Origin of the sequence: Pseudidiomarina fusca (assembly GCF_032227045.1) — a bacterium.
GTDB lineage: Bacteria > Pseudomonadota > Gammaproteobacteria > Enterobacterales > Alteromonadaceae > Pseudidiomarina > Pseudidiomarina fusca.
This window is the reverse complement of the sequence record NZ_JANFPJ010000001.1, coordinates 122,630-144,332: the sequence shown is the minus strand read 5'-3', so window position 1 is coordinate 144,332 and position 21,703 is coordinate 122,630. Positions and strand designations below refer to the sequence as shown.

15 protein-coding genes are annotated in these 21,703 nt (G+C 47.4%); 2 read left to right on the top strand and 13 right to left on the bottom strand.

Features of this window, described 5'->3' with window-relative positions; all coding sequences use genetic code 11:
* Positions 1-52: 52 nt before the first annotated feature.
* On the bottom strand, positions 53-2,005 hold the full coding sequence (locus tag NOG12_RS00685) for a YfaP family protein (protein ID WP_313932135.1): 1,953 nt from the start codon (positions 2,003-2,005) through the stop codon (positions 53-55).
* Positions 2,006-2,079: 74 nt separating this feature from the next.
* On the bottom strand, positions 2,080-2,655 hold the full coding sequence (rnhB, locus tag NOG12_RS00680; protein WP_257119957.1) for a ribonuclease HII: 576 nt from the start codon (positions 2,653-2,655) through the stop codon (positions 2,080-2,082).
* 73 nt (positions 2,656-2,728) lie between these two features.
* Between rnhB and NOG12_RS00675 the strand changes: the two genes are divergently transcribed.
* Both NOG12_RS00675 and NOG12_RS00670 read left to right on the top strand, forming a co-directional pair.
* The gene (locus NOG12_RS00675) at positions 2,729-4,276 is read left to right on the top strand and encodes an AbgT family transporter (RefSeq protein WP_110075414.1); all 1,548 of its coding nucleotides are present in this window, start codon (positions 2,729-2,731) and stop codon (positions 4,274-4,276) included.
* A 5-nt stretch (positions 4,277-4,281) separates the two neighbouring features.
* Entirely contained in the window at positions 4,282-5,067 is a 786-nt protein-coding gene (locus NOG12_RS00670; protein ID WP_313932134.1) for an SDR family oxidoreductase, read from the top strand.
* Between the two features lie 23 nt (positions 5,068-5,090).
* Here the strand turns inward: NOG12_RS00670 and NOG12_RS00665 are convergent, their stop codons facing one another.
* The 11 genes from NOG12_RS00665 to NOG12_RS00615 all read right to left on the bottom strand — a co-directional run bounded on the left by NOG12_RS00665 (position 5,091) and on the right by NOG12_RS00615 (position 21,679).
* A complete protein-coding gene (locus NOG12_RS00665) occupies positions 5,091-7,619 on the bottom strand; it encodes a ligand-binding sensor domain-containing protein (protein ID WP_313932133.1) in 2,529 nt (842 codons plus the stop codon).
* An 18-nt stretch (positions 7,620-7,637) separates the two neighbouring features.
* The gene (locus NOG12_RS00660; protein ID WP_313932132.1) at positions 7,638-8,402 is read right to left on the bottom strand and encodes an EAL domain-containing protein; all 765 of its coding nucleotides are present in this window, start codon (positions 8,400-8,402) and stop codon (positions 7,638-7,640) included.
* A gap of 211 nt (positions 8,403-8,613) precedes the next feature.
* Positions 8,614-10,203 (bottom strand): dihydrolipoyllysine-residue acetyltransferase, encoded by a 1,590-nt coding sequence (locus NOG12_RS00655; RefSeq protein WP_313932131.1) that lies wholly within the window; start codon positions 10,201-10,203, stop codon positions 8,614-8,616.
* Positions 10,204-10,215: 12 nt separating this feature from the next.
* The gene (locus NOG12_RS00650; RefSeq protein WP_110075419.1) at positions 10,216-11,193 is read right to left on the bottom strand and encodes an alpha-ketoacid dehydrogenase subunit beta; all 978 of its coding nucleotides are present in this window, start codon (positions 11,191-11,193) and stop codon (positions 10,216-10,218) included.
* On the bottom strand, positions 11,193-12,392 hold the full coding sequence (locus tag NOG12_RS00645; protein ID WP_313932130.1) for a thiamine pyrophosphate-dependent dehydrogenase E1 component subunit alpha: 1,200 nt from the start codon (positions 12,390-12,392) through the stop codon (positions 11,193-11,195). The genes NOG12_RS00650 and NOG12_RS00645 overlap by 1 nt, the downstream gene beginning before the upstream one ends.
* An 85-nt stretch (positions 12,393-12,477) precedes the next feature.
* Positions 12,478-13,536, bottom strand: a complete 1,059-nt coding sequence (astE, locus tag NOG12_RS00640) for a succinylglutamate desuccinylase (protein WP_313932129.1) — start codon at positions 13,534-13,536, stop codon at positions 12,478-12,480.
* Positions 13,533-14,264 carry a DUF599 domain-containing protein gene (locus NOG12_RS00635; RefSeq protein ID WP_110075421.1) on the bottom strand — a complete coding sequence of 244 codons (732 nt, stop codon included), beginning with the start codon at positions 14,262-14,264 and terminating at the stop codon, positions 13,533-13,535. The genes astE and NOG12_RS00635 overlap by 4 nt, the downstream gene beginning before the upstream one ends.
* Before the next feature lie 77 nt (positions 14,265-14,341).
* The gene (locus tag NOG12_RS00630; RefSeq protein ID WP_313932128.1) at positions 14,342-17,521 is read right to left on the bottom strand and encodes an efflux RND transporter permease subunit; all 3,180 of its coding nucleotides are present in this window, start codon (positions 17,519-17,521) and stop codon (positions 14,342-14,344) included.
* A gap of 4 nt (positions 17,522-17,525) precedes the next feature.
* Positions 17,526-18,731 carry an efflux RND transporter periplasmic adaptor subunit gene (locus NOG12_RS00625; protein ID WP_313932127.1) on the bottom strand — a complete coding sequence of 402 codons (1,206 nt, stop codon included), beginning with the start codon at positions 18,729-18,731 and terminating at the stop codon, positions 17,526-17,528.
* Positions 18,732-18,827: 96 nt separating this feature from the next.
* On the bottom strand, positions 18,828-20,789 hold the full coding sequence (locus NOG12_RS00620) for a monovalent cation:proton antiporter-2 (CPA2) family protein (RefSeq protein ID WP_313932126.1): 1,962 nt from the start codon (positions 20,787-20,789) through the stop codon (positions 18,828-18,830).
* A complete protein-coding gene (locus NOG12_RS00615; protein ID WP_313932125.1) occupies positions 20,789-21,679 on the bottom strand; it encodes a DMT family transporter in 891 nt (296 codons plus the stop codon). The genes NOG12_RS00620 and NOG12_RS00615 overlap by 1 nt, the downstream gene beginning before the upstream one ends.
* Between the last annotated feature and the right edge of the window lie 24 nt (positions 21,680-21,703).

Here is a 21,703-nt window from a genome sequence, read left to right as displayed (position 1 = left end):
CATACACCACTATGGCTGCATGCGGGCTTTTCTGTGTGCTAAAGAATAGCGCTTAGTCTACTGACTTTTCAGGAAACAACATCATGCTATTAGCACCATCATTGCCAATATCTGAGTTAGCACGAGGTACATACTGATCCACTCGAATCACGCTAACGCTGCCATCCTCAGCAACCTCTAGATCAAACGCGATCCAGGTATCATTAGTACCATCGGTATCTTCATCTTGGCTGGGTGCGAAAACGTAGTTCTCACCGTTCACCTGTAGTTCTACCCGCGTAGGCGATTGGAACACAGTGCCACTGCCGCTGTAATGATGCACGGCATAGCGATAAATACCAGGATACGGGAAAGCTGGTACCGTAGTAACTTCAGGCCCGTAACTCGAAGTATCATCAACATCTAAATCTATGGTGACACCATTGACGGTTTGATTGCTATTGCTGTAGTAGATTCGGAAACGTTCAGTGCTGGCCTCGCCATTCGGCACGGTAGGTCCCATAAAATGGGTGTCTAAATCGCGTGGATTTTCGCCCCAAGTTAAAGTAACACGCATGGCTCCTGGCACTGCGACCACGCACTCTGGCAAGGTCATATCTTCACTACCAGTAACTAACGGAAAGGTGGTACTGATGCCACTGGCGTCATCCACTGAGATAAGGATCTGACTATTGGGCCGTACCCGAATCGAATAATCTCCTTCGCCATTGGTATAAGCCGAAGAGCGACCGATATAATTCACCCCTTCCGCACGGATCCGAACGTTGCGACGCGGTGTCACACCATCTTCTTCAAAAACACAACCATTCACTCGAATCGAATCAAACAGCACATCTGCATTCCAGGTGGAGAAATGTCCAACCACACCTTCATAATACTGAGCGCCGCTGCTGCTATCCGTTTGCAAGGTTGCTTCGCCTTCAACTTCCCAGATACCAGTCACTTCATTGAAGTGAATAAGCGGAATCGTTGCCGGCGGTGATGTCGCCCGTTGCGCTAGTGGGATGCGGATAGTTGCTTGGGTACCTTCAGCAAGGTTAATGGCCCCGCCACTGCTATCAGAAAAACTAGCGTCAATAGCACCAAACGACTCAATCAGTTGCACCACATCTTGCTCTGGATCATAGGCTTCATACTCGCCGGGCATAATGTCTGGATCCGATGATGCATCGATATTAGTCAACTTCGCCGTCACCTCGCCGGTCACCACTTCACCGGCAGCATTAACAAACGCATTAGCTGGCAAATCAACCGCCATCGGTGAATCAGTAACCGTTACCATGGTAGCTGCGGCGGCGTCAAAATTAACTTGAGCATCCACAGCTATCATCGCTACCGAGGTACTGGTAATAGGGTTTTCAGTACTGGTGCGCGCTACATCTGAACGGCTAGCAAAACCATCAGCAATAGCGCGTAACACGAGGCGCTCTTGGTAGCCGACACCACTTATAGTTACTCGCCCTTCGCTGTTCGTTTGCACATTGTCGAGTAATGAATAAGAGCTATCGTCCTCAATTCCAGCATCAGCCTCGCCGCTGAATACATAAGCTTCTACCGAGGCATCAGCAATTGGCATGGCTGTTTGATAGTCAGTGACCAACACGGAGACAGAGCCAAAGGTCGAACAAGTTACCTCTATGGAAGGCGCTGTTTCACCTACAGTAAATTCAGCTGGCGTAACGCTACAGGTATGGCCAACTAATTCATCCACACTTAATTGCACCTGATCACCTGGGCTGACCGGCTGCTCTAACTGCACATCTCCGGTAGTAAGCGCTTGACTGTAGGCTTCTCCATTAATGCTGTAGTTGAGCGTTAGTTCACGACTATTACCAGCAACTGTACATTGCATGGCAAAGGTTGGAGCCACCACCTCGTCTTCACAGGTTAAGGCTAAATCGGTGATGTCCTCTCCGGCAAAAGTCACTTGTTCAGGATCAATCGTACAAACTTGCCCGTCTGGTGCTGCTACTACCGCTAGGTCTACTAAAGCTAAATTAAACATAGTCAAGTGTTAGTATTGTGTAAATAAAAGCCGATAGATTTTTTATAAGCATTTCTTTTAATGTAAGATTTTGTCTAACTAACACTACCCAAAACGCGCTTTACTGGCGCAAAGCTGCGACGGTGGATGACGCAGGCCCCCTGTTCACGCAAGATTGCCAGATGTGCAGGGGTTGGGTAGCCCTTATGTTTGGCAAAATCATAGTGAGGAAACTGCTGGTGCCACTCCAACATTTGTCGGTCGCGCTCTACTTTGGCCAAAATCGAAGCAGCGCCAATACATTCATGTAAGCCATCCCCACCAATCACTGCCTGGGCTGGCACCTGTAACTGCGGTACATGGTTGCCATCCACTAACACCATACTTGGCGCAACTGGCAGCCCTGCCACGGCTCGTTGCATCGCCAACAGCGAAGCCTGCAAAATGTTAAGGTCATCAATTTCACTAGCACTACATTGCGCTATCGCCCAATACAAAGCTTTTTCTTTGATCTCGAGACTCAAAGCTGCACGTTTTTTCTCCGAGAGCTTTTTCGAATCATTAATGCCCACAATCGGCTTGGCAGGGTCTAAAATAACCGCTGCTGCCACCACAGGCCCGGCAATAGGGCCGCGCCCTGCCTCATCAGTACCACAAATCATAACTTTCATCTTGTTGTTGAAGGAACATGGGGTATGATACTTTCGTCTTAATCATAATAACAATACAACAAGGGGTTTTCTCATGTCTGGTTCGCAAGAATCGTCTACCTTGCTTAATCGCATTCTCGACAAAGTTGAACGGGTAGGTAATAAACTACCTGATCCTGCCGTCATGTTTTTTGGCTTATTGGTGATTGTGTGGGTACTCAGTTACCTGCTCGCTGGCATTAACTTTAATGCTATCCACCCGCTTACGGGCAATAATGTGGAAATCACAAACTTGCTGGCGGGCGACAAAATGGCTGACTTCCTCGCCAACATGGTCAATACCTTTATGGGTTTTGCGCCCTTAGGCGTCGTTTTGGTTGCGATGCTTGGGGTGGGTGTAGCTGAGCGCAGTGGTTTTATTAACGTAGCCATTAAACTGATGCTTAATGTCACGCCAAAAATGCTGCTCACGCCGGTCCTCATTCTTATTGCAATTGTCAGCCATACCGCCGTAGATGCCGGTTATGTGTTGGTTATTCCGTTAGGCGGGGTGATTTTCTACGCTGCAGGACGCCATCCTCTTGCTGGTATTGCAGCAGCTTTTGCCGGGGTCTCCGGTGGCTTTAGCGCAAACTTTGTACCTTCCGCTATCGATCCGCTCTTGCAGGGATATACCTTAGCGGCTGCGCAAATTTACGACCCTTCTATTCAGTTAAATCCGCTCAATAACTACTTCTTTACCGCTGCATCATCGCTGGTGGTGGTTGCTGTGGGTTGGTTTTTAACCGATAAAGTGATTGAACCACGGTTAAAGAAGACCGCCACAATTGATGGTGATCAAGAAGATATGCCAGTGCTAGACGATGTTACGCCTCGTGACCGTAAAGCTTTTTATGCTGCTACCTTGACCATGGTTTTGGGTTTAGTTGCCCTGTTCTTTGCCGCCACGGCAGAAAATACTCCATTAGCAGATCCAACTGGCGAGTTAAAATCTTTTGCGGCACCGCTGATGCAAATGATAGTCCCGTTGATTTTCTTGCTCTTTATCGTACCAGGCATAGTGCACGGCTATATCTCTGGTAACTTTAAAAACTCACAAGATGTCATTAAAGCCATGAGTAAATCGATGGAAGACATGGCCTACTACATGGTCATGGCATTCTTCTGTGCGTTATTCATTAAAGCCTTTGGCGATTCTAACCTAGGAACTCTACTCTCCATCAAAGGTGCTCAGTTCTTAAGTTCACTGCAGTTATCTGGCGGGGTCACCATGGTTGGCTTGATCATGCTGGTAGCATTTATCAATCTATTCTTGGGCTCATCATCTGCGAAGTGGGCGCTGCTGTCGCCGATTTTTGTACCTATGCTGATGCAATTAGGTTACTCACCTGATTTAACTCAGGCTGCCTATCGTGTAGGTGACTCGGTTAGTAATATTATTACCCCGTTATTGCCTTACTTCCCGTTAGTGGTGTTGTATTGTCAGCGCTATGTGAAGGGTACTGGTATCGGTTCGTTAGTAGCTATGATGCTACCCTTTACCTTTACTTTGTTGATCCTGTGGTCCGCCTTCTTAATCATTTACTGGATGATTGGTTTTCCACTAGGTATTCAAGCTAACTACATTTACCCTGCAGGCTAACAGGTATGAGTTACTATCAAGGTAAAACCGTGTGGCTAACCGGTGCCTCCTCAGGCATCGGCTTAGCCATGGCTGAACAGCTAGCCAGCGCCGGGGCTCATTTAATTCTTACCTCGCGTCGCGCTGAGGTATTAGAGCAAGTACGGCAACAACTTGCTCATCCAGAGCGCCACCAAATCTTGGCTCTTGATTTGAATCAGCCGGAGCATGCGGCGGCACAAGCACAGGCGGCCTTGGGTGATCAAGTTATCGATATCCTCATCAATAATGCCGGTGTTTCGCAACGTTCGTTGATTCTAGACACCGACTTAAAAGTCTATCGGCAATTAATGGAAATTGACTATTTTGCCGTGATTGCGCTAACCAAATTGGTGTTACCGCGGATGGTGGAACGGCGCGCTGGACACATAGTTACGGTATCTAGCGTTGCCGGCAAAGTCGGAACCAAACTCCGCAGTGGTTATAATGGTGCTAAGTTTGGGGTGATTGGCTTTATGGACTCGTTAAGGGCTGAAATGACCAGCCATGGTTTGGTGGTCACTTCTATTTTACCTGGTTTTATCAACACCCAAGTGGCGCACAATTCCCTTACTGGTGACGGCTCAGCGTTGGGTCATGCTGACCCTGATAATGCTGGGGGCATTTCAGCAGCAGAATGTGCCAAACGCTCGTTAGCGGCCATCGCTAAGCAACAAGCTGAGGTGGTGGTGGGCTCAGGCGTATCCAAACTGGCGCCATGGTTACAACGCTTTGCTCCCGGGCTAGTGCGTCGTATGGTTGCCAATCGATAAGTAGCTTGATGAACCAGCAAGCTTCAGCGCTTGCTGGTCAAGCGCCAGCCTAATAACCCACCAAGTAGTAATGCCAGTACCACCAATGCGTACCACACATTACGTTGATCAAAGAATCGCCCTTGTTGGCTAAACTTGATACCCGTGGGTTCATTCCATTGCCCACCTAGATAGCGTGCACGAACCTCAAAGCGATAATTACCCGGAGGTAACGAGGTGTATTCCACTGCGGTAGCGCTGCCACGATTTATCCAGTCATCATCAAAACCAACCAAGCGCGTTTGATATTCTAACTGCTCCGGCATAGCATAGGTCATGCTGACGTAAGAAAAGGTAATACGCTTCGTGGTTGGGGTTAATTGTAGGTCGTCCACAGACTGCGCTGCATCGTATTGCGGCGCTAGCAGCAGTTGCTTATCTGCGTTAATAGCTTCTAGCAATACAGGCTCAGGCTTATTATCCTCAGCATCATTCGCTTGCGCCTGGGCTGGATTTACAGCAATCACACCAAGTGCAGAGGCAAACCACAACTGATTGCTGTCACTCACTAAAGAGGCAGGCCCACCGGTAGTCAGTTGCCGCGTAACCATGCCATCAGCTTCTGAAAAGCGCTGGTAACTTATGTTGGTGATACGTCTATTCAACCAACCATCAAGGGTCTGGCGGCTTAAGCGTGCGATCCCCTGAGAACTCCCTAACCAAAGATGATGGTTACTATCAAAGTTAATCGAAAAAGCCTTATCAAAGGGCAGCCCATCACGACGCGACAACCAGCGCCAGTCGTCACTCGCTAAGGGGCGCGTGATTAAACCATGATCTGTCGCGAACCATAAACGTTGTTGGTGGACCACGCCAGCAAAGACGTTACGCGCACCCGTGAAGGCTGGTAGGTCTACTGCCTCGGGCTGCCACAAATTAAACGATGGCGTAGTCGTTAGCTGGGCCAGTGGATCGGCCACCTGTGGGCGTAAATACATGAGTGTGAGCGTTGAACCCAGCCAAATTCCACCGTTAGGGTCGATGGTAATAGATGAGATAAAATCACCTGGCAAACCGTTCGCCGAATTTAAACTATCCAAGACAGTTAACTTGCCGAACTCTGCGGCAACTAACTTGAGTCCTTCTGGGGTGCCCAACAACAGATGTCCACTAGGTAACACCTTAACGATTCTAACTTCGTTGCTATCAAGCCCATTTGCTGCCGTTAAGCTGGCACTCAATCCTTGCTGGCTTAATTGCAACAAACCGCTGGTATAAGAACCAACATACATCAACTGTTCCGAACCACGCGCCAGGCTTAACACTGAAACTTTGTTGGTATCTGATTGCCCCGCAACAGCGACAAAGCGGTCGCCCTGCTGCCGACTGATACCGTCATTGGTACCAATCCAAATCGCCCCCTGCGCATCTTCGGCAATAGCGCGAACATTATTACCCTTGATACCATCAGTTTGGGTATAGCTGCTGAACAAAGTATTGCGCAACTGCACCAAGCCACCATGGCTAGCAATCCATAGATTATTATCTCGATCTTTAAAAAGATCGTTGATGTGTGAGTTCGGTAAGCCATCTTCTACCGATAACCACTGCTCAGAATTAAGACAAAACCTGCCTAAACCCTGCGTAAAGGTACCTACCCAAAGGCAACCATTGGGTCCTTCAACTAAACTGGTGACGCGATCTTTAATCGGCACGGGCCAAGGTTGAAACGACTCACCTAAGGCACGTTGAAAAAAGACGCCCTCATCGGTTGCCACCACTAACGTCCCATTGGCCAAAGTTAGCATGGCTCGCACCTGAGTAGCCGGTACACTTGGCTCTTGGACAAAGCTGTCAGTAGCAGCATGATAATAGGCGAGGCCTAAGCGCGTTCCGGCCCATACGCCGGCGTTTTCGCGATAACTACGAGAGGCTTGGTGAATACGAAAGGTAAAGTCAGCTGGTAGCCCTTCGGTTTGGGTATACAATTTATGTTGCCCTTGGCCACTACTATCTACCTGATAAACACCTGCGGTCGAGGCTGCCCAAAAGTGTTGTTGCTGATCGATCAAGGTTTCAAAAATATAACCATCACCAACTTTGACGTAATCCCAACGTTGCCCATCAAATCGCACGACCGCACCGCGAGTTCCCGCTACTTGAATCAGCTGCTGGTTAGGTGACATAGATACATCAAGAGCGCCTGCTTCGGGCATCTTAGTTTCTGCGGTGTCAGCATAGATTTGAAAAGTCTGGCCGTTATAGCGTACCGGGCCTTCCCACGTGGCAAGCCAGATACTGCCATCTTTAGCTTGGGCTATTTTATTGACTGAGTTATGGGGGAGCCCATTACGGGTGTTCCACGTACGCACCGCATACTGCCCCAGTGCCTTTTCGGCAATGGCGCTAGCTGTTAGGGGCTGTTCTAATAACGCTGCTGATGGTGTCGATGGTGAGGTTGATGTAGAACTGAGCGAGACGGCATGCGCGCCGGCCATAGCAACTAAGCCAAGTACGCCAAAGCTAAGTAGCTTTATACCTAGGCGCCAACCAGAAAACTGAACTGGATTCATGAAGAATAACTCGACAAGTTAAAGACTAGAAAAAGGCACGCTAGCTAAATGTTCCAGCTCTGGTTTCGCAAAATAATACCCCTGCACCAAATGAATCCCTAAAGCTAAAATACAATCGAGTTCCGCTCGTGTTTCAATACCTTCCGCCAACACTTGTGTCCCTTGTAGCAGGCATTGTTGCACCACTTGTTTGACCATCTTTTGTTTGTCCGGATGCTGCTCAATATCGCGTATAAGCTGCATATCCAGTTTTAGAATATCAGGCCGCAAATCCACTAGCCAGTCCATCCGTGCATAGCCTGAACCGTAATCATCTATGGCCGTTTTAAAGCCTCGTTTAGAATAGCTATTAAAAATTCGCTGCAAATGATTTTTATCGATGATCTGTTCGCTTTCGGTGACTTCAAACACCAGCTTAGTTAAATCAAAACCATACAAGTCGGCGGCTTCTATCGTCGCTTTAATACAGGTCTCGGGACTATAAACGGCATTAGGTAAGAAATTAATATTAAGATAGGCTTGGCACCCTAAGCGTGCAGCTGTTTCAATAGCTTTAACCCGACAGGCTTGGTCAAAGTAATAGCGGTTATCATCGTTAACGCGTTCAAACACCCAGCCAGCACCTTGCCCTTCAGGACCTCGCACTAAAGCTTCATAAGCTACAATACCCTGCTTGTGCCAGTCTACAATCGGCTGAAAAGCCATTTTGATGTCAAAACCAAGCGCTTGACCACTTAAACAATCCCGGCAGGTTTGTTGCTTTATCGACTGAGGAAATTCCATAGTCCGCCTTTTTTGAATTCCGTTACAAGGTTAATTATCTAATAGCGAGTTATCGGCAACGATGACAAAATCTTTAATTGCTGACAACCAATATAAGTTATCACAAGCTTTCCTGGCTAACACTAGTTTAATTTTCATCCAAAAAAAAGCCGGCTTTTAGGCCGGCTCTTATCCTTTAGGAAAGGTCTTCAGAGTAAGCTGGCGCTACCAGCTAGATCATATGCACTAACATGCTGGTTGGATCTTCCAAAAACTCCTGCCAACGCTTATTAAAGCGTGCAATAGTTCCACCATCGATAATACGGTGATCACCTGACCAACTTGCCGTCATGATTTTACGTGCAACCACTTGCCCTTGCGCATCAAAGCGTGGCAATTCTTGCACCTTACCTAAGGCCACAATTGCTGCTTCTGGCTTGTTGATAATAGGCGTTGCAACTGTGCCCCCAATCACCCCGATATTAGAGATAGAGATAGTTCCACCTTTCATATCTTCTTGGGCGACGCGGCCCTCACGAGCGGCTTGGGTTAATCGAGTTACTTCGTTAGCAATATCAATGATGCTCTTATTCTGCACTTGTTTAATATTAGGCACTAGCAAACCGATTTTAGTATCTACTGCCATACCAATATTATGGTCGTCAAAATAAGTGATTTCGGTACAGTCATCGTTGACCTGGGCATTCATCACCGGAAACTCTTTTAACGCCAGCGATAAAGCTTTAATGAAGAACGGCATCATGGTGATGCGAACACCCTGATCAGCGTAGCGCTCTTTTAACTGTTTTTGCAGCGCCATGACAGCAGTTAGGTCAAACTCATCCGCATAAGTAAAGTGCGGAATAGTACTCACTGAACGCATCATTTGTTTAGCCATTGCGGCTTTAACGCCTCGAATAGCTTCTACTCGCTTACCACCTACAGCCTGACTCGAGGTTGCTGTTGGCTGTGCGGTTGCATTTACTGTAGCACTGGCAGCAGCATTTTCAGTACCTTGGGCAAAGGCCTCTACATCTTGCTTAAGTACTCGGCCTTTAGCGCCAGAGCCCTTCACTTGGCTAATATCAATATCTAACTCACGGGCCCGACGTCGCACAGCAGGGCTGGCGATAGCCTTGCCTGGACGTTGTGCCGGCGCGTTATTGTCAGTCGTGCTGCGTTCTGAAGTGCTTTGCTCTGAAGTACCAAGCTCAGCGGTCGCTGCAGTTACTGCCTTTGCGCTTAATGGTGCGGCTGCACCGCCCGCTACTCGAATAGCAAACAAGGGCTGATGTACCTTAGCAATATCACCTTGTTGATAATAAAGCTTCTCAACCACTCCTGATTCTTTCGCTGGGATTTGTACCAAAGCTTTATCTGTCATCACATCAACCACAGGTTGATCTTCTTCAATGACATCGCCCTCTTGCACTTGCCATTCAACGATTTCGCACTCAACAATACCTTCACCAATATCCGGTAAAATAAAGTCCGTCACGCTGCTGCTATCTGTCGCAGATGCTGCTGCTTCTGGTGCTTCTGTTGCTACCGCTGGTTCAGCGGCACTAGCTGACTCGCTATCAGCATGGCCTGCAATGGCAAACAATGGTTCATGAACCTTAGCAATATCACCTTTGGCGTAATACAACTTAGCCACCACGCCATCTTCTTTGGCGGGAATTTGTACCAAGGCTTTATCGGTCATCACATCAACCACCGGCTGATCTTCTTTGATGCTGTCGCCTTCTTGTACCAACCATTCAACGATTTCGCACTCGACAATCCCTTCGCCGATGTCTGGTAAGATAAAATCTTTACTCATAGCATGGGCCTCTTAATAGGTCATCGAAGCTTTGATCGCTTCGTAAACTTTTAGGTGATCGACAAAGTATTCTTTTTCATGGCTTAGTGGATAAGGAGTATCCAATCCACATACACGCGCAATAGGTGATTCCAAATACAAGAAGCACTGATCTTGAATCGTGGCCGCTACCTCACTCGCAAAACCACCCGTCAAAGGCGCCTCTTGGGTGATCACTAACCGGCCGGTTTTGCGCACTGATGCTGCCACTGTGTCAACATCCCATGGTAATAAGCTAACCAAATCGATAACTTCGCAATCAATACCGTCTTGAGCTGCCATTTCCGCAGCTTTCTCGGCCATTTCAACTTGCGCACCCCAAGCTAACAGGGTGATGTCTTTACCCTCTTTGACAACGTCCGCTTTACCTAATTCTAGCCGGTAATCTTCTTCTGGCACCTCGCCAACAGAGGCACGATAAACCCGTTTGGGTTCCATGAACAAGACGGGATTAGGATCAAAAATAGCGCTCAGTAATAAGCCTTTGGCCATGTATGGATTACGCGGCATGACAATTTTCAGGCCCGGCGTATGCGCAAAGTAAGCTTCTGGAGACTGTGAATGGTAATGACCACCGGCAATACCGCCGCCGTATGGCGTACGAATGGTTAAACCGCCCACGTTAAACTCGTTACCTGAACGATAGCGGAACTTAGCTGCTTCGTTCACAATTTGATCAAAGGCTGGAAAAATATAATCACCAAACTGAATTTCAGCAACGGCATAGCTGCCTTGCGAGGCAAGACCGTTGGCAAAACCAATAATACCTTGCTCCACCAGCGGCGTATTAAAGTTGCGATGACGGCCATACTTCTCGGTCAAGCCAGAAGTAGCTCGGAATACCCCACCAAAGGCCCCGGTATCTTCACCAAAACTGTAAACCTTATCGCTGCTAGCCATCGCAATATCAAGCGCATTATTAATGGCCTGTAATAAGTTCATTTTTGCCATTACTTATCTCCTCCATCCATACGCGATGCGGTTTTTGGGTAGGCCTCTGGGTATTTGCGAATGTGCGCTTTTAACGCTTCTAGCTGCTCTTGCAAATGTTTCGGAGGAGTGTCGTAGACATCTTCGATGATTTCATCGATATGCGGCACTGGCACAGTTTCAGCAGCCTTCAATGCAGCCAACACCGCGGCTTTTTTCTCGTCGTAGTTCGACTGCGCCTGCTCGGTGGTGATCCAACCCTGCTGCTCTAACCATTTTTGGAAACGCACGACCGGGTCTTTCGCCCGCCAAGCGTTCTCTTCTTCGCGAGTACGATAGCCGGTTGGGTCATCTGACGTTGAGTGGCCGGCCATACGATAGCTCATCCCCTCAATTAACACAGGTTCGTTGTGTTCAACTGCTAGCTCACGCGCTAACTTAGTCGCTTGGTAGACCGCAAACAAATCGTTGCCATCCACACGGATGGTCTTCATGCCATAGGCCACACCACGCGGTGCAATACCATCGCCAGCATATTGTTCGCCCTGTGACGGAGTAGAAATCGCATAACCATTGTTACGACAGAAGAAGATAACCGGTACTTTATACACGGCAGCCATGTTTAATGCAGCGTGAAAATCACCTTCTGAGGCAGCACCTTCACCAAAGTAACAAATGGTGCAGTTACCGCTCTTATCCATTTTCTGGCCATAGGCATAACCCGTTGCCTGTGGAATTTGAGTGGCTAATGGGGACGCAATGGTCATAAAGTTTAATGCTGCAGTACCATAATGCACTGGCATCTGACGCCCTTTGCCTAGGTCTCGCTCGTTCGAGAACAGCTGATTCATAAACTGCTCTACAGTAAAGCCACGAAACGCTAGCGCGCCCTGCTCACGGTATTGCCCCATGATCATGTCGCTATCGCTCAGCGCCGCAGCCGAGCCAATACTGGCAGCTTCTTCGCCTAGCGACGACAAATAGAAGCTGATACGTCCTTGGCGTTGCGCTGCAATCATGCGCTCATCCAGAATGCGGATAAACTGCATGGTGTCAAAAATCTTCAGTGCTAGTTCCTGGCTCATGTCTGGCACGTCGGCCCCAGCTTGCACGCTACCATCTTCTTTCAAGATCTGTAGCATTGGAATTGTTAACGCCGAACCGTCAATAAAATTCGGTTGGGTGACAATATCTAACTGATGTTGGTTATCTTTAGCCATAACTTTCTCGTTGTAAGAAAAATTGCGCTCACTTTACCTTTACGTTAACTGACATGCAAACAAGAGACGTCAGAAAACTGCAAAATCAGACCAGTTTCAATTGCTCTAAAGCGATAGGAACGACGGTAAGTAAGGCCCGTTGCCCAATCGCCACGTTCGCATTTGGAAAAATAATCCGTTCGCCAGGCTGCTCCACTCGGTATTCTATCTCGCCATCGGTAGCCAACAGGTGACCCTGCGCAAACTCAGTAAAGTTAGCTACGTTATCTGGAAAATTTAAAGCAAACTGTTCTGCTTGCCGATTAATGGTTCTACATACGTCATAAACATGATGTCGGCTCGGGCTAAATTCACGGAGTTCTAACGCCGCTGTACTTATTAGTTTACGCAAGCCGCTATCAGCTTGTGCAAATCTACTCATATCGTTCTGCCCAAACGGACGCACCTTACCTAACTCTACGGTAAACGCATGGGCCTTGTGGGCCTGCACACTGTAGTAACTAAAAGTAGTGGTTGGTGCCCGATTAAGCAAAATGGTATCCACGCCACACTCTGCCAAGAAGGTCAGTTGCTGTTTGCTATAGGGCCCACCATGGGTAAAGGGATACACCGCAAATTGTTCATGTTTTGAATCACGGATAGCCGTATGCAAATCGTAGTGATAACGTTGCTTTAGTTTAAAAAACTGACTCACGTAACGCTCAATATCGCTGGCACGTTGATGCTCGGCTGTATCACCTTGGTTATGAGCACCACTGAATAAGCGGTTCATATTAACGTCCACAAAGCGTGAATTATTCAAAATAGCCGCTGGGTTGGCGATTAAAAAAAGGACACGTTGGCTAGGCACTAAACGCTCAGACAAGATATCCTGCAGCATATCCCGCACCATTTCTATGGGTGCAGTTTCATCACCATGTACCGCACAAGAAATCACCACATCTTTAGTTGCTGCTACCGATGCTGGAGGGGTCACGGCAATCACGCCATAATCCCAAAAGGCTACTTCAGTGCCATTGCTTAGGGTTTGTGTGGTCTGAATGGGATCTGTCTGCGCAGGCCCCTGAAATAGTGCCGCTAACGGGGCATCTGGGCGCTCCGCTAAGGCGGCGCTCACACTCCAACGTAATACGTCAAAACTCACGATGATTCTCCATCTGTCGTAATGGGGCCTGGCTCTAAACCTTTGGTTGCTAATAACGCCCGCAATACGCGTGAACGATATTCGCGACGGTACAAGACAAAAATCACCACGGTGGTGGCCCCAATGAATAAGTAGGGATGCAAAAACCAACACAGAAAGGCTAACGAAAAATAATAAGCACGCAGCCCATTATTGTATTCATGTCCGGCTTGATCTAAAACCTTAGCGGCCTGGCGGGCAAAGGTTTCACGTTGCTCGTCAGTAAACTCAGTGCTGCGATATTGTGGCGCGGCACCAAGCAGTACTGAGACAAAGCCAAATTGTCTAATCGACCAAGTGAACTTAAAAAATGCCCAGACAAAAATTAACGACAGCGTTGCCAGCTTAAACTGAACTTTGTCAGGCGCAGTTGGCGCCGTAAAGGGAATGGATTGCATCACCTCAACCACCTTGTCCGCGGATGCTAATAAAGTCAGCACACCGGCCAACACCAGTACGGTCGAGGACGCAAAGAAAGTCACCGTACGCTCCACATTACCTAACAGCGCCGCATCAGCGATTTGGTGTTCTTTACGGGTTAAGGTGCGCATCCAGTCAACTCGGAGTTGACGCAGAATATGCGAAAGACTATAGGTACTGCGTGCGCGAATACGGGCAAACTGGGTGTAGCCTACCCATACCGACACAAAAAACAACAATGCGACGAGATCAATAATCGCTAGGTTCATGACCGGCTTTCCTGTGCTGAAGTGCTGGCAACAACGGTTGCCAGCACAAGAATCAGTTTACGGCCAATAGTTTAACATTATGTGACACTATTGTGTTGTGCTGATTTTGGGGCCGGTGGTTTGGCCAAGCCATACCAGCTCAACATAGTCCTCATGTTGCGCTTGGTATCATCAAGAATCAGGTACAAGCATGGAATTAACAAAAGCGTGATCACGGTAGCGAACAAAATACCGAATGCCAATGAAATCGCCATTGGAATTACCAGCTTAGCTTGCATACTGGTTTCTAACACAATAGGTAACAGACCAAAGAAGGTGGTTAACGAGGTTAGGATAATCGCTCTGAAGCGCGCTGCGCCAGCTTCCGCAACCGCCTTACGCAACGCCACGCCATCCGCACGCGCGCGGTTCACATAATCAACCATAACCAAGGAGTCATTCACCACAACCCCAGCCAAGGCAATGATACCGAATAGGCTCAAAATCGAAATAGGCATGCCAATAACCCAGTGGCCCACCACCGCACCGACCATACCAAACGGAATCACCGACATGATGATCATCGGCTGACTGTATGAGCGCAACGGAATTGCCATCAAGGCATAAATAGCAAATAGAGCTAGAGCAAAGCCAATTGCTAATGAATTAGTTGCTTCGGCTTCATCTTGCGATGCCCCCTCTAGCTTATACCCCACACTTGGGTATTGATCTAAAATCGGAGGCAGTTTTTCGGCCATCACTTGGCGTACAATCTGAAACGGCTCTACACGGTCTTTATCGACACGAGCTCGAACGTTTACAGACCGCTCACGGTTGATACGTGTAATAGTGTTGTAGCCTTTAGCAAAACGTACGTTGGCTAATTCAGTGAACGGAATTAACGACCCATCAGCGGTGCGCAGTTTCATATCCTCTAAATTACCCACTGACTGACGTTCATCTAACGGATAACGAACCATGACTCGAACTTCTTCATCACCACGCTGAATCCGTTGCGCTTCAGCACCATAGAAAGCATAACGCACCTGTCCTGCTAGTTCTTGCAGACTGATACCCATAGCTGTCGCAAGTGGCTTTAACTCGAGAATGATTTCGTCGTTGCCCTCACCAAAGGTGTCTTCAATATCGAACACCCCGTCAAACTGCCCCAACTCTTGCTTAAGTAGGGTTGCCGCCGCCGATAAGTCTTGTAGATTTTCGCCAGTTAGCTGAAATTCCACATCAAAACCACCGCCACCGCCAACGCTACCTTGAAAGTTGAGTGATTTAACTCCAGCAATTTCTGGTACCTGTTGGCGCCAGTCATTAATGAACTTAAAGCCATCAATGTTAATGTCATCGCCCTTCACCAACTCGGTCATGACGGTACCACCAGTGGTTCCCGACATCCAAGTATTGACGTGTTTAACAAGAGCCATGCCACCTTCATCCTCGGCACGAGCATCAACTGCGCGCAGCGCCTGCTCAACTTGTTGTAAAGCGCTGATGGTAGCTTCTTCAGACGAGCCAGGTTGCATCTGCACTTGTGCTTGAATGAAATCGCCCGGAATATTCGGGAAGAATACCCAGCGCACCACGCCACCTGAGATCAGGCCAATCGCCAAAATAAACATAGCAATAAAACTAGCTAAGGTGGTGTAGCGATAATGAAGGCACTTGGCTAAAAACGGGCGATAGTATTTATCTACAAACACTTTTAAGCCGTTTGAGATCTTATTTCGTACCCGCTGAAAACCATTTTGCTTGTCTGTCGCCGTTTTAGAAAACTTCATATGGGCAATGTGAGCTGGCAAAATGAGCTTAGATTCGACTAACGAAAACGCTAGACACAGAATAACGACCCAAGCGATGGATTCCCAAATAGCCCCCATCCCGCCTTCTACCATCAACATCGGAATAAAAGCGACCATAGTGGTGAGCACCCCGAAGGTTGCAGGCATAGCTACTTTCTTGGCTCCTACCACCACGTTATCAATCGATTTCCCATTGGCTTCTATTTCCGAATAGGCACTTTCGCCTATGACAATGGCGTCATCCACCACTATCCCCAGCACTAAGATAAAACCGAACAACGAAATCATGTTGATAGAAATATCGAACATGGGTAACGGCATTAGTGCGATGGTACCTAAGAAACACAAGGGAATGCCAATCATCACCCAAAAAGCGAGACGCAGTTGCAAAAACAGTGACAGCATAATGAACACCAAAAAGCCGCCAGAAATCATATTACCAATCATCAGATCTAAACGATCCTGTAGGTAATAAGAGGCATCTCCCCAATGTGCAATATTGACATCGGGTGGTAACTCTTTCTGTTTACGTTCGGCGTAGTTGCGCACCACCTCAGCTATTTTTAAATCGTTTTGATTACCTACTGAATCGACCCGGATAAAGGTTGCGGGGCCACCATCGAATTGAGTAAAACGTCTGCTTTCAATAAAAGCATCGTTTACGGTAGCTATGTCGCCAAGCGTTAAGCGAGTTCCATCAGGGCGATTAATTAAGGTAATTCGTTCAAACTCATCTCCGACGTAGGCTTGGTTATTAGCACGTAATAGAATATCGCCATTGGGAGTACGAATTGAGCCCCCAGCCACATCAATCGAGGTGCCTCTAACCGCCTGTACAACATCCTGGAAGGTTAAGTTATAACGTTGTAAATCAGCCTCAGAAATTTCAATCGATATTTCATAATCGCGTGCACCCACTACCTCAACCTTGGTGATACCACCAATATCTTTGAGCTCGTCACGAATCGATTTGGCTAACTCTTTCTGAGAATATTCATCCATAGCACCATAGATACTCATCCAGATCACTTGGCGTTGCGGACGAATACGATAAATATTTGGTTTTTCAATCTGTTGAGGAAAGCTTGGAATGGCATCGATGAGCATTTTTACCTCATCCATAACCACCTGCACATCGTAGCCACTTTCAACTTCAATCGACACCGAGCCACTACCTTCACGGGCCGTAGAGGTGACACGCTCAATGCCGTTAACATCTTCGATGGCATCTTCAATACGCACCAATACGCCTTGCTCTACTTCTTGCGGAGCCGCACCAGGAAAGGGTACTTGTACACTAATTATATTGAGTTCAATTTCGGGGAACATTTGCTTGCGCACTTGCCCCACCATAAATAAGCCGGTGATGATAATCAGCGCCATCAATAAGTTGGCGGCGACACTATTATTCGCCCACCAAGCAATAAAGCCCTTCTTGGGGTCTACATCATAATGACTACTCATGGTGTTACTCCTTTACCTGAGCAGTTTCAGCCACCGGGGCTTCTTGCTGTGCCGGTAACGGGTCACCCGCTAAGCGTACTTTCATACTTGGCAAAGCATTAGGTACCTGCGTGAGCATGACTCGGTCGCCGGTTTCTAAACCTTCATTGATAATCAGCGAGTTTTCTTCACTACGAAGCACGTTAACGGTTCGCGACTGTAACCGTCGCTCGTCATCAACCACCCAAATCTTGCCATTCACAGTCATGGCATGGCGCGGTATCACAAATACCTGTTCAGCCGACAAACCTTGAATTTTCAACTGTACGAAACGGCCAAAACGTAAAGGCGTTGCATGACTATTGCCACTTTGATTGTATGGATCTGGCACTTCTACCACACCATAAATCACTCGGCTGTTGCTATCTAAGATACCTTCGCTTCGCACCAAGGAACCGCGCCAATTGAATTCTTCACCAGCTACATTACTAGTAAGTAAAACTTCGGGATAAGCGCCACTATGGTTAGCTTCAGGTAAATCTAAGTAAGCAAGATCGCGATCGCTCAGAGGAACACGTATTTCAGCAACTTCAGAACCATAAAGCGTAGCTACTTGACTGTTCATGCTAACGAACTGCCCCATATCCACCCCTTTATTTTGCATAATACCTGCAAAAGGCGCTTTAATCTGGGTCCGCTCTAAATCGCGTTTGGCTTTTGCCACCGCAGCTTCAGCTGATTGCACGGCAGCTACTGCACTGGCTACTTGCGGCTCACGAATACCTAGTGCCGGAATTTCACCCATTTGCAGCGATTCCCATTCTTCTTTAGCCACTTTTGCACGTGCACTTTCTTCTGCCAAAGCTGCTTTTGCTTGAGCTAAATTAGCTTGGGCTGTTTGTAAGGCTACTTGGTAATCGGCAGGGTCTATCTTGATCAACACTTCGCCAGCGGTAAAAAAGCCGCCATTGACAAACTTAGGTGAAACCTCAACCACTTGGCCACTTACTTGGCTGACAATATTAGTCATATGCTTGGGCATCACATTGCCCTGCCCAGCCACTTGAAAGTTAATGGTTTCAGGTTTTGCTTCAAGTACCTCCACCAATATCGCAGGACGCTCCATAGAGCGTTGCGGCGGCTGCGGGCGCAGCATACTTAAAGCCACTAACAACAAAATAGCGATGATGATAATCAGCGGGGGTAACAGCGCTCGTTTTTTAAATGCCATGGAATGTTGCTTCCGTATTAAAAAATTATCGACCTATATAGTATGAAGCATCATTTATTAAGCTGTTAGTAACAATGTGTTAGCAGTTGTTAACACTTACCCATTTAATAAATAACTTTCTCCTGCTTCAATCGCTCTTGGGCTACCAGCCAGCAGTACCACATCATCCTGCTGCAAGGTGAAGTCGCCATGTACCTCGGTAAACTCTTGTTCAGCCCGGCGTACGGATTTTACTTTGATGTTTAAATCATCTAGCTGCAATTGTGCTAATTGCTGGCCACATGCATACGAATGTTCGGGTAAAGCCACTGCATGAAGAAACTGTAAACGATCTAGTTTTTCCGGATCCATATCCGTAGTTTCGCCAGGATAAAAGCCATGCATATCGCCGTAATGGCTGCGTCGAGCATGATCTAACCTGGTTAAAATTCTACGGATAGGAACGCCGGAGCGGCTCAATATTTGTGATACCAACATCAAGCTTGCTTCCAACGTATCCGGCACTACTTGAGTTGCACCAGCTTCCATCATGGCTTGTAGACGAACGTCGTCTCTACTTCTTACAATAATTTCTGCGTGCTCATTCATGCCACGAAGAGCCTTTAATACTTCCAAGGCACGCTCATCTTCAGCAAAAGTGATAATAATTAATTCTGCTTCATCGGCATGAACTGCTTTTAGGATATCGCGGCGGCTAGCACTGCCAAAAAAGACTTTAGCCCCGCCAGCAATAGCTTCTTGAACTCGCTTAGCGTCGTGATCAATAGCTAAGTAATCAATACCTTCAGTAGCTAGAAACCGAGCGACTGTTTGTCCTACCCGTCCAAATCCAAGCACCAACACCCGGCTACTATCGCCGTTAGGTTGTAGCGGTAACGTCTCATTAGCTGCTGAAGCCTTAGGTAGCAATGGCGCAATAATCGAGTTGCAACGTTGAATCGCCAGTGGTGTTAGTGCCATACCAAACACCCCGACCCCGACAATCATCGAAGCTAATTCAGCAGGCAGAAGTTGGTACGTCAGCGCCAACGATACCAGCACAAAGCCAAACTCACCCATCTGAAACAGCATTAATCCAGAGCCCCAAGCATCTTCTGCTCGTTCCCCCATTACTCCAGCTATACCACGCACAATCAGTAGTTTAACTAAACCAATGGCAACAACCCCTAGGGCAATCCAATGGAGGTTATTCACAAATACTTGGAGATCGAGTTGCATCCCTACCGTAGTAAAAAACAACCCCATTAAAATATCGCGAAACGGTCGAATATCGGCCTCTAACTGGTGTTTGTACTTACTCTCACCCAGCATCATACCTGCTAAGAAGGCACCCAGTGCCATCGACAGCCCAAACAATTGAGTCATTCCACCAGCAACTAGCGCCACCAATAGCGTAGCCAAAACAAATAATTCATCTGTTCTTAACTTAGCAATTTCACGAAATACATGCGGCAGTAACCATTTACCGATTGCCATCAGCACTGCCACAACCAGGGCTCCTTTGAGCAGCGCAATCGCCAGACTTTGCCAAATAGCCACATCAGAATTTGCTGCCAGCAATGGAATAATAATAAGCATTGGTACCACAGCAATATCTTGAAACAATAATACTGCGACGGTCATTTGGCCTTTGCGGCTGGTTAACTGGGCTGATTCACCTAATTGTTTAATAACCACTGCCGTACTAGACAAAGCTAAGGTTCCCCCAATCACGAAACCTGCAGCCCAATCCCCTAACCATAAATAAGCAGCGATGGCAAACAAGGCCGTACACAGAACTACTTGCCCTGCGCCCAAGCCAAACACTAACTTGCGCATAGCAATCATTTTGGGAAGCGAGAATTCAAGCCCTAACGAGAACAGTAATAACACCACTCCAAGCTCTGCAATAAAATGGTATTCATCAGGATCATGGATCCAGCCTGTGATGTCTGGTCCCGCTATAATCCCTGCCACTAAGTAAGCTAAGATAGCCGGCAATTTTATCCGCCGAAATGCCCACACTAGTACAACCGCAATGGCGAGTAACAAGAGTACATCAGTGAACGCGCTATTCATTAGCTCTCCCGTAAGCGATAAAGTCCCACACAAATTAACGACAAGCCGATAAGCGTGGTCAATTGAATGGTCTCGTGTAACACAAAGTAAATTAATATTAACGAAACAAATGGGCTGAGAAAAATTAAAGTTGAGATTTGTGCGGTTTTTGTAGCTAACCGCATGGCCGTTAACCACAAGAAGAAGGTTATTCCCATTTCAAATAAGCCGACATATATTCCGGCCCAAAAGCCCGTGCTAAACCAAGGCCAAACAACACTATTGGTAGCCGGTTGCCACCACCATTGGCCCACATGTAATAAGGCTAACCATAGACTACCGAACACAAAACACCAAAATAAAGCTGGTACTGGTTTATCGGTATTTTTGGTATTAATTAACCAGTAACTAGCCCACAACAAGGTGCTGGCTAACGCTAAACCGATGCCAAGCCAGTTGGTTTGACGCAAATCCCAATGGCCACCCGTGGCAATTAGAAAGACTCCAGCGTAAGCCAATAGCATGGCAATCAGTTCTTTGCGAGTGAGACGTTGTTGCAAGAAAGGCACCGCAAGCAGGCTCATGGTAATAGCCCAAGTATAATTAATTGCTTGTGCTTGTTGTGCAGGAAGTTGGTCGTAGGCAGCAAATAACACCCAGTAATAGGCTGTTGGGTTTATCAGCCCTAGGCCCAAATAGAATAACCAACGTTGTCGGCCTAAACGCAAGGTTTCTCGCCAACGCCCTTGCATGCTTAAAATAGCCGCAAAGGTAACCACACTAGTGATACTGGCTATGGTCAGTAGCTGCAACGGCGACAAGTCCCGTAGTGCTAATTTAAACGCAGTCGCCACAGTTGACCATAACAGTACGGCCATCAAAGCAAGATAAATAGCCTTGCGCTGGTTCATCTCTATCCTTGTGCTGCGGGGATT